This window comes from Ancylobacter lacus, from assembly GCF_018390635.1.
GTDB classification, from domain to species: domain Bacteria; phylum Pseudomonadota; class Alphaproteobacteria; order Rhizobiales; family Xanthobacteraceae; genus Ancylobacter; species Ancylobacter lacus.
On sequence record NZ_JAHBGE010000080.1, the window covers coordinates 34,528 to 43,515 of the forward strand.

Consider the following 8,988-nt stretch of genomic DNA (forward strand, 5'->3'; position numbering starts at 1 on the left):
GCAGCATGAGGCAGACAGGCGCGGAGACGGCAGGTCTCCCCGCGCCCGGTGTCGGGATGATGACGGGCGGCCCGCCGCTAGGCCCCGCCCTCCAGCCCGGCCTCCTCGTCCTCTTCCGTCACCCGCTCGACCGAGACCACCTTTTCGTCCTCGGCGGTGTCGAACACGATCACTCCCTGGCTGCCGCGCCCGACGATGCGGATGCCGTTGACCGGGCAGCGGATGAGCTGGCCGCCATCGGTCACCAGCATGATCTGGTCGCCCTCCTCCACCGGGAACGACGCCACCAGCGGGCCGTTGCGCTCGTTCACCGCCATGGCGACGATGCCTTTGCCGCCGCGCCGGGTGGTGCGGTACTCATAGGACGAGGTGCGCTTGCCGTAGCCGTTTTCCGACAGGGTGAGGATGAACTGTTCGGCCGCGCTCATCATGGCGTAGTCGATCTGGCCGACATCGCCCCCGGCGGCGGCTTCCGTCGCCTCCTCGGCCTCGGCCTCGATCATCTCCTCGGCGCCGTTCTCGGCACCGTTCTGCCCGCGACGCACCGCGTTGGCCTGGCGGATATATTCCGCCCGCTGCTCCGCGGTCGCCTCGACATGACGAATGATCGCCATGGAGATGAGACGGTCGCCCTCCTCGAGCTGGATGCCGCGCACGCCCATGGAATCGCGCCCCTTGAAGACGCGCACTTCCGTGGTGGGGAAGCGGATGCACTGGCCGCGCGCCGTCGTCAGCAGCACGTCGTCGCCCTCGGTGCAGAGCTGGACGCCGGCGATGGCCTCGCCCTCCTCCAGCTTCATCGCGATCTTGCCGTTGCGGTTCACATTGGTGAAGTCCGACAGCTCGTTGCGCCGGATCGTGCCGCCGGTGGTGGCGAACATGATCTGCAGGCGGTCCCAGGCCGCCTCGTCCGGCAGGGCCATGATCGAGGTGATGCGCTCATCGGGCGCCAGCGGCAGGATGTTGACCAGCGCCTTGCCGCGGGCCTGCGGCGCGGCGATCGGCAACCGCCAGACCTTGAGCTTGTAGACCTGCCCCTTGGAGGAGAAGAACAGCACCGGGGCGTGGGTGGAGGCCACGAAGAGGCGGGTGACGAAGTCCTCGTCCCGCGTCTGCATCGCCGAACGCCCCTTGCCGCCGCGGCGCTGCGCCCGGTAGGTCGACAGCGGCACGCGCTTGACATAGCCGGCGTGGGACACGGTGACGACCATGTCCTCGCGCGCGATGAGGTCCTCGTCGTCGAAATCGCCTTCGGCCTCGACGATCTCGGTGCGGCGCGGGGTGCCGAATTCGGTGCGGATCGCGACCAGCTCTTCCTTGACGATCTCGCGGACCCGGGCGCGGCTTTCGAGGATGCCGAGATATTCCTTGATCTCGGCGGCGATGGTGTCGAGCTCGTCGGCGATCTCGTCGCGGCCCAGCGCGGTGAGACGCTGCAGCCGCAGGTCGAGAATGGCGCGCGCCTGCTCGGCGGAAAGCCGGTAGGTGCCGTCGTCCTGCAGGCGGTGGCGCGGGTCGTCGATCAGGGCAATGAGGGGCGCGACATCCATCGCCGGCCAGTTGCGCGCCATCAGCAGGTCGCGCGCGGTCTGCGGGTCGGGCGAGGTGCGGATGGTGCGGATCACCTCGTCGATGTTCGCCACCGCGATGGCGAGGCCGACCAGCACATGGGCGCGATCGCGCGCCTTGCGCAGCAGGAACTTGGTGCGCCGGGTGATGACCTCTTCCCGGAAGGCGATGAAGGCGGTGAGCAGGTCGTGCAGCGTCATCACCGCCGGCTTGCCGCCGTTCAGCGCCACCATATTGGCGCCGAAGGAGGTCTGCAGCGCAGTCATGCGGTAGAGATTGTTGAGGACGACGTCGGCCTGGGCGTCGCGCTTGATCTCGAACACGACCCGCAGGCCCTCGCGGGAGGATTCGTCGCGGATTTCGGCGATGCCTTCCAGCCGCTTTTCCCGCACCAGCTCGGCGATGCGCTCGATCATCGTCGCCTTGTTCACCTGATAGGGAATCTCGGTGACGATGATGGCGTCGCGGTCCTTGCGGATCTCCTCGATCGTGGCGCGGGCGCGCATCACGATGGAGCCGCGGCCGGTGAGATAGGCCTGGCGGATGCCGGCGCGGCCGAGGATGAGCGCGCCGGTGGGGAAATCCGGGCCGGGGAGGAGGTCGAGCAGCCGCTCCGCCTCCATGTCGGGCTCGTCCATCAGCGCGACGCAGGTGTCGATCACCTCGCCGAGATTATGCGGGGGAATGTTGGTGGCCATGCCCACGGCGATGCCGCCGGCCCCGTTCACCAGCAGGTTCGGGAACCGGGCGGGGAGCACGGTCGGCTCCTGCTCGCGGCCGTCGTAATTGTCCTGGAAGTCGACCGTGTCCTTGTCGAGATCGTCGAGCAGCGGCATCGCCGGGCGGGCGAGGCGCACCTCGGTGTAGCGCTCGGCCGCGGGCGGGTCGCCGTCGATGGAACCGAAATTGCCCTGCCCGTCGATGAGCGGCAGGCGCATCGAGAAGTCCTGGGCGAGGCGCACCAGCGCGTCGTAGATCGCCTGGTTGCCGTGCGGGTGATACTTGCCCATCGTGTCGCCGGTGACGCGGGCCGACTTGTTGTAGGCGCGGTCGGGCGTGTAATTGTTCTCCCGCATCGAGAACAGGATGCGGCGGTGCACCGGCTTCAGCCCGTCGCGCACATCCGGCAGCGCGCGGGAAACGATGACGCTCATGGCGTAATCGAGATAGCTGCGCGAAAGCTCGTCGGTGATGTTGACGGGCCGCACGTCCGAGGGAGAGCTGTCGCCGGGCTTTTTATCGGAATCGGACAAGGATCAGTCTTTTCTTTCGTGACGCGAAAGAACTCAATACCCGATTCCGCGGCGCGGCGCCAGTTTCGCGCGCTTTGGCGGCAGGCTAAAACGCATTTGAATTCAATGCCTTAGAATGCGTTGTGGACGCCTTTGCGCAAAGATGTCCGAAGCATGGCGCGGCAGGTCTTCCAATACCTCCCGAAAGGTGAGACCGGCTCCCCGCCCGAGCGTCGGCCGATGAGCGGGAGGCACCGGCATGCGGTGGAGGGCGACGATCGGCTGGGGCGTGTCGCTGGGGGGCGGCATCGGCGGCTTCCGCGACGCAATCCCGCTGCACCCGCTCCTGCCGTTGCGCCATCCGTTCGGCCTCGTGCCCGGAACGGCCGGCCCGCGGCCGCAGGTGCCGCGGGACGGCGTCTTCACCTCGCCATGTACGCGCTCTGGCGCTGGCGGGAGGAATTCGGGCTGTGGCGCAACCGGCGGGCGGCCGAAGGGCGACGCCGCGCCGCGGCGGTGATGCTGGGCTTCGGGCTCTCGCACCTGCTCGACGCGGTGCTGTCGACAAGCTGCCTCGACGCGGTGCTGTCGACAAGCTGCCCGGCCTCCATCGCCTCCGGCTCGACACCACCTGTCCGTCGGCATGGGACCTCGGCCGGCTGGCCCGCTTCGGCCTCGTGCCGATGGCGCCGGGCGCCAAGCTGCTCGCCGGCCGGAGCGGGCCCGGCGGCGGCCCGGTGCGCCGCGCTCGCGCAGCTCCTGCTGGCACGACCGCCACGGCCGGCCCCGCGACGTGGCGCCCGGCGCCGCCATGCATGCGCCGGGCGCGGCCGGCGCAACGCCGGTGTGGAGCGATTCCGCCATGGCGGTCGTCGTGCCGGACCTGCCGCCGGGCGGCCGCTGGCGGCTCTACCGCGCCGGGGCGCTGCTGGTGACCGGCGGCGTCGTTCCCGCCGGATGCCTGCGCTGGAGCCGGCCGGCCCGAGCCGCCTCCGCCGTGGCACCGGCCATGGCGCCCGGCGCCACGCATGGGGGAAGGCCGGGCACGGGCCGCCGGGAGCGCGTGTTCCGCAGACGGCCCGCCACACGGTCCGCCGCCCCGCCCGGCCGGCCCGGAGCCCGGAGCCCGGGTGGGGCTCTGGGCGAATAGAAGCGCCGGGCGGCCATCGCGCCCCGCCCGCCACGGCGGCGGACGTCTTCCCGTTACCGGGGAATCCGGTCAGGATCGCCGCGCGGCGTGGCGCCGCGGGGGCGGCGCACGCGATGTTCGACTATTTCGTCTCGGCGGCGATAACGATGCTGGTGGTGCTCGATCCGATCGGGCTGGCGCCGCTGTTCCTCGGCGTGACCGGCGGCCTCTCGACCGAGGAGCGCCGCAAGGTGGCGTTGCGCGCCACCGCTATCGCGCTTGCCATCCTCGCCACCTTCGGCGCCATCGGCGCGCCGCTGCTTCATGCGCTGGGCATCACCCTGCCCGCCTTCCGCATCGCCGGCGGCCTGCTGCTGTTCGCCATCTCCTTCGAGATGGTCTTCGCCCGCCGCACCGAGCGGGCGCCGGACGAAGTCGAGAATTCGGCGCGCGAACACCGGCTGCACAATCTCGCGGTGTTCCCCCTCGCCATCCCGCTGATGGCGGGGCCCGGCGCCATCACCGCGATGATGCTGCTGGCGGGCGAAGCCAGGGGCGACCCGATCCGACTCGCCGGCCTCTTCGCCATCACCGCCGTGGTGGTCGGTCTCTGCCTCGCGGTCTATCTCGCCGCCGACCGCACCAACCGCCTGCTCGGCGTGACCGGCAACGCCATCCTCACCCGGCTGCTCGGCGTGGTGCTGACCGCCCTCGCCGTTCAGTTCGTCATCGACGGCATACGCGGCGCGTTCTTCGCCTGAGGCCCGCGCCTTACCTGCGGCCGCGCGGCGTGGTCGCGCTCAGAACGGAATCTCGTCGTCGAGATCGCCGCCGCGCCCGCCACCGAAGCCGCCGCCCGCGCCCCCGCCGGAGCCGCCCGAGCCGAAGCCGCCCGCCGGGGCCGGCTTGCGCTCGCCGCCACCGCGCCCGCTGAAGCTGCCGCCGCCGAAGCCGGTGCCCCCGGAGCCGAAATCGGAACCGCTGGAGCCGAAATCGTCACCCGCGCCTTCGGAACCGCCGCCACGGCTGTCCAGCAGGGTCAGTTCCCCACGGAACGGACGCAGCACCACTTCGGTGAAATAGCGCTCGGCGCCGCCCTGGTCGGTCGCCTTGCGGGTTTCGAGCTGGCCTTCGATATAGACCTTGGAGCCCTTGCGCAGATACTGTTCCGCCACCCGCAGCAGGTTCTCGTTGAAGATCACGACGCTGTGCCATTCGGTGCGCTCCTTGCGCTCGCCCGAGGCCTTGTCGCGCCAGGTCTCCGAGGTCGCGATGCGCAGGTTGCACACCCGTCCGCCGTTCTGGAAGGTCCGCACTTCCGGGTCGCGGCCGAGATTGCCGACCAGGATCACCTTGTTGACGCTGCCCGCCATTCCCGTTCTCCGTCCCATCGCGCCGGTGGCGGCGCCCTGTCTGGCCGCATCCTAGCCGACCTGCCCCTCGGGGTCAGTCGGCGCGGCGCCTTGTCCACATATGGTGGGGTCGCCGCGGACCGACCGCAACGAACCCCAACCGCGTTCAATCGAGTTCTTGTTTTGTTCCTAACATTGCCCTAGCTTTTGCGCAAGCGCAGATACGAGGCTGCGATTCCGGCGTAGAAGCAGGGACGGGCGGCTGGCGCCGGGCCGGCGCATCACTATCTTGGAGCCATGATGATGAGGAACACCGATACCTCGCCGCCGCGCGCCCGTCCGTCGCGGCCCGCCGCCACACGTGCCCTCGCGCTGCGCGCCGAGGCCTCCCGCCGCGACGCCGCCGGCTGGCTCATGCTCGTCGTGGCCGCCGGCCTCGCCGCGCTGAGCTGTCTCCACCTGATCGGCGCCCTGCCCTGAGGCGCGGCGGCCCCGGCCGCCCGCCCCACCGATCGCCTGAACGCCGCCGTGCCCGTGAGCACGGCGTGCCCCTGAACGCCGCAATGCCCGGAAGGCCAGAATGAAGGACCGCGTGGAGAGCCCCCGCCGCGACGCCCGGACGATCTCGATCCGCGGCGCCCGCGAGCACAACCTCAAGAACGTGGACCTCGAGATTCCGCGCGACAGCCTGGTGGTGTTCACCGGCCTGTCCGGCTCCGGCAAATCCTCGCTCGCCTTCGACACCATCTATGCCGAGGGCCAGCGCCGCTATGTCGAGAGCCTCTCGGCCTATGCCCGGCAGTTTCTGGAGATGATGCAGAAGCCGGATGTCGACCAGATCGACGGGCTGTCGCCGGCCATCTCCATCGAGCAGAAGACCACGTCCAAGAACCCGCGCTCGACCGTGGGCACCGTCACCGAGATCTATGACTATATGCGCCTGCTGTGGGCGCGGGTGGGCGTGCCCTATTCGCCCGCCACCGGCCTGCCGATCGAGAGCCAGACCGTGAGCCAGATGGTGGACCGCACCCTGGCGCTGCCGGAGAAGACGCGGCTCTACCTCCTCGCCCCGGTCGTGCGCGGCCGCAAGGGCGAATACCGCAAGGAACTGGCCGACTTCCAGAAGAAGGGGTTCCAGCGGGTCAAGATCGACGGCACCTTCCACGAGATCGCCGAGGCGCCGGCGCTCGACAAGAAGCTGAAGCACGACATCGACGTGGTGGTGGACCGCCTGGTGGTGCGCCCGGACATTGCCGGGCGGCTGGCGGATTCGCTGGAAACCGCGCTCGGCCTCGCCGACGGCATCGCCGTGCTGGAATATGCCGACGCGCAGGAGGAGGACGGCTCGCCGCGCCGGATCATCTTCTCGGAGAAGTTCGCCTGCCCCGTCTCCGGCTTCACCATTCCAGAGATCGAGCCCCGGCTGTTCTCCTTCAACAACCCGTTCGGCGCCTGCCCGGTGTGCGACGGGCTCGGCCATGAGAGCAAGATCGACCCGGACCTCGTGGTGCCGGACAAGACCCGCACCCTCAAGCAGGGCGCGCTGGCGCCCTGGGCGAAGTCGTCCTCGCCCTATTACGGCCAGACCCTCGACGCCCTCGCCCGCCATTACGGCGTCAAGCTCACCACGCCGTGGGCGGAGCTGCCGGAAAAGGTGCGCAACGTCATCCTGCACGGCTCGGCCGGCGAGGTGATCCGCTTCGTCTATGACGACGGCTCCCGCGCCTATGAGACCTCCAAGGCGTTCGAGGGCATCGTCACCAATCTGGAGCGGCGCTGGCGCGAGACCGACAGCGAATGGGCCCGCGAGGAGATCGGCAAGTATTTCTCGCCGGTGCCCTGCGCCGCCTGCCATGGCTTCCGGCTGAAGCCCGAGGCGCTGGCGGTGAAGATCCATGGCCGCCACATCGGCGAGGCGGCGGAGCTTTCGGTGCGGGCCGCGCTGGGCTGGTTCGAGGAACTGCCGGCCACCCTCAGCGACAAGCAGAACGAGATCGCCGTGCGCATCCTGAAGGAGATCCGCGAGCGGCTCGCCTTCCTGCTGGATGTGGGGCTCGATTATCTCACCCTGTCCCGTGCCTCGGGCACGCTGTCGGGCGGGGAAAGCCAGCGCATCCGCCTCGCCTCGCAGATCGGCTCGGGCCTCACCGGCGTGCTCTATGTGCTGGACGAGCCCTCGATCGGCCTGCACCAGCGCGACAATGAGCGCCTGCTCGGCACGCTGCGGCGGCTCCGCGACCTCGGCAATACCGTGATCGTGGTCGAGCATGACGAGGACGCCATACTGGCGGCGGACTATGTGGTGGATGTCGGCCCCGGCGCCGGCGTGCATGGCGGCCGGATCGTGGCGCAGGGCACGCCCGCCCAGATCCTCGCCGACCCCAACTCCCTGACCGGCAAATATCTCACCGGTGCCCTCGCCGTGCCGGTGCCGAAGCGCCGCAAGCCGAACCCGAAGCGCCTGCTCCGGCTGGTCGGCGCCCATGGCAACAACCTGAAGAACGTCACGGCCGAGGTGCCGCTCGGCCTGTTCACCGCGGTCACCGGCGTCTCCGGCGGCGGCAAGTCCACCCTGCTGGTCGACACGCTGTACAAGGCGGTGGCGCGGCGGCTGAACGGCGCGTTCGATCCGCCGGCGCCGCACGACCGGCTGGAGGGGCTGGAGCATCTCGACAAGGTCATCGACATCGACCAGTCGCCGATCGGGCGCACCCCCCGCTCGAATCCCGCGACCTATACCGGCGCCTTCACCCCGATCCGCGAGTGGTTCGCCGGCCTGCCGGAAGCCAAGGCCCGCGGCTACGGCCCCGGCCGCTTCTCCTTCAACGTGAAGGGCGGGCGCTGCGAGGCCTGCCAGGGCGACGGCGTCATCAAGATCGAAATGCACTTCCTGCCCGACGTCTATGTCACCTGCGACGTCTGCAAGGGCAAGCGCTACAACCGCGAGACGCTGGAGGTCGCCTTCCGCAACAAGTCGATCGCCGACGTGCTGGACATGACGGTGGATGAGGGCGCCGAGTTCTTCAAGGCGGTGCCGGCGGTGCGGGAGAAGCTGGAGACGCTGGCGCGGGTCGGGCTCGGCTACATCAAGGTCGGGCAGCAGGCCAACACCCTGTCCGGCGGCGAGGCGCAGCGCGTCAAGCTCTCCAAGGAACTGTCGCGCCGGGCCACCGGCCGCACGCTCTACATCCTCGACGAGCCCACCACCGGGCTGCATTTCCACGACGTCGCCAAGCTGATGGAAGTGCTGCACGAGCTGGTCGAGCAGGGCAACACCGTGGTGGTGATCGAGCACAATCTGGAGGTCATCAAGACCGCCGACTGGGTCATCGATCTCGGGCCGGAGGGTGGCGACGGCGGTGGCGAGATCGTCGCCGCCGGCACGCCGGAACAGGTGACCCGGGAAAAGCGCAGCCACACCGGCCGTTTCCTCGCCGAGGTGCTGGCCCGCCGCCCGATCAAGGCCCGCAGCGCCGCCGAATAGGGCGGCAGCGGGCGCCGCGCCGGGCCGGGCGCCCCGTGCCGACCCCCCGGCCGGAATCAGAAGAGGGTGGCCTTCTATCTGGCGTGGCCCGCGATCAGAAAATAATCCTAGACAATCGTCCTATCATCTGGGATTCTTGGCTCATCTGTCCCCGCCGAAGGGACGTGCCGGAGCGACCGGGGCGTGGGACGGGTGCGGTGGCCGTGGCGGAGGGAGTAACGC

At 69.7% G+C, this 8,988-nt stretch carries 5 protein-coding genes; 3 read left to right on the top strand and 2 right to left on the bottom strand.

Annotated elements, in window-relative coordinates; genetic code table 11:
- Window positions 1–77: 77 nt before the first annotated feature.
- On the bottom strand, window positions 78–2,822 hold the full coding sequence (gene gyrA / locus KHC27_RS20135; RefSeq protein WP_213341609.1) for a DNA gyrase subunit A: 2,745 nt from the start codon (window positions 2,820–2,822) through the stop codon (window positions 78–80).
- A 1,242-nt stretch (window positions 2,823–4,064) separates the two neighbouring features.
- Here gyrA and KHC27_RS20140 point away from each other — a divergent pair.
- Window positions 4,065–4,691 (top strand): MarC family protein, encoded by a 627-nt coding sequence (locus KHC27_RS20140; RefSeq protein WP_213341611.1) that lies wholly within the window; start codon window positions 4,065–4,067, stop codon window positions 4,689–4,691.
- Between the two features lie 39 nt (window positions 4,692–4,730).
- Here the strand turns inward: KHC27_RS20140 and ssb are convergent, their stop codons facing one another.
- Window positions 4,731–5,303 carry a single-stranded DNA-binding protein gene (ssb, locus tag KHC27_RS20145; protein WP_213341613.1) on the bottom strand — a complete coding sequence of 191 codons (573 nt, stop codon included), beginning with the start codon at window positions 5,301–5,303 and terminating at the stop codon, window positions 4,731–4,733.
- 282 nt (window positions 5,304–5,585) lie between these two features.
- Here ssb and KHC27_RS20150 point away from each other — a divergent pair, with 282 nt between their 5' ends.
- On the top strand, window positions 5,586–5,762 hold the full coding sequence (locus tag KHC27_RS20150) for a hypothetical protein (RefSeq protein WP_213341615.1): 177 nt from the start codon (window positions 5,586–5,588) through the stop codon (window positions 5,760–5,762).
- A gap of 100 nt (window positions 5,763–5,862) precedes the next feature.
- The gene (gene uvrA / locus KHC27_RS20155; protein WP_213341617.1) at window positions 5,863–8,766 is read left to right on the top strand and encodes an excinuclease ABC subunit UvrA; all 2,904 of its coding nucleotides are present in this window, start codon (window positions 5,863–5,865) and stop codon (window positions 8,764–8,766) included.
- Window positions 8,767–8,988: the final 222 nt, after the last annotated feature.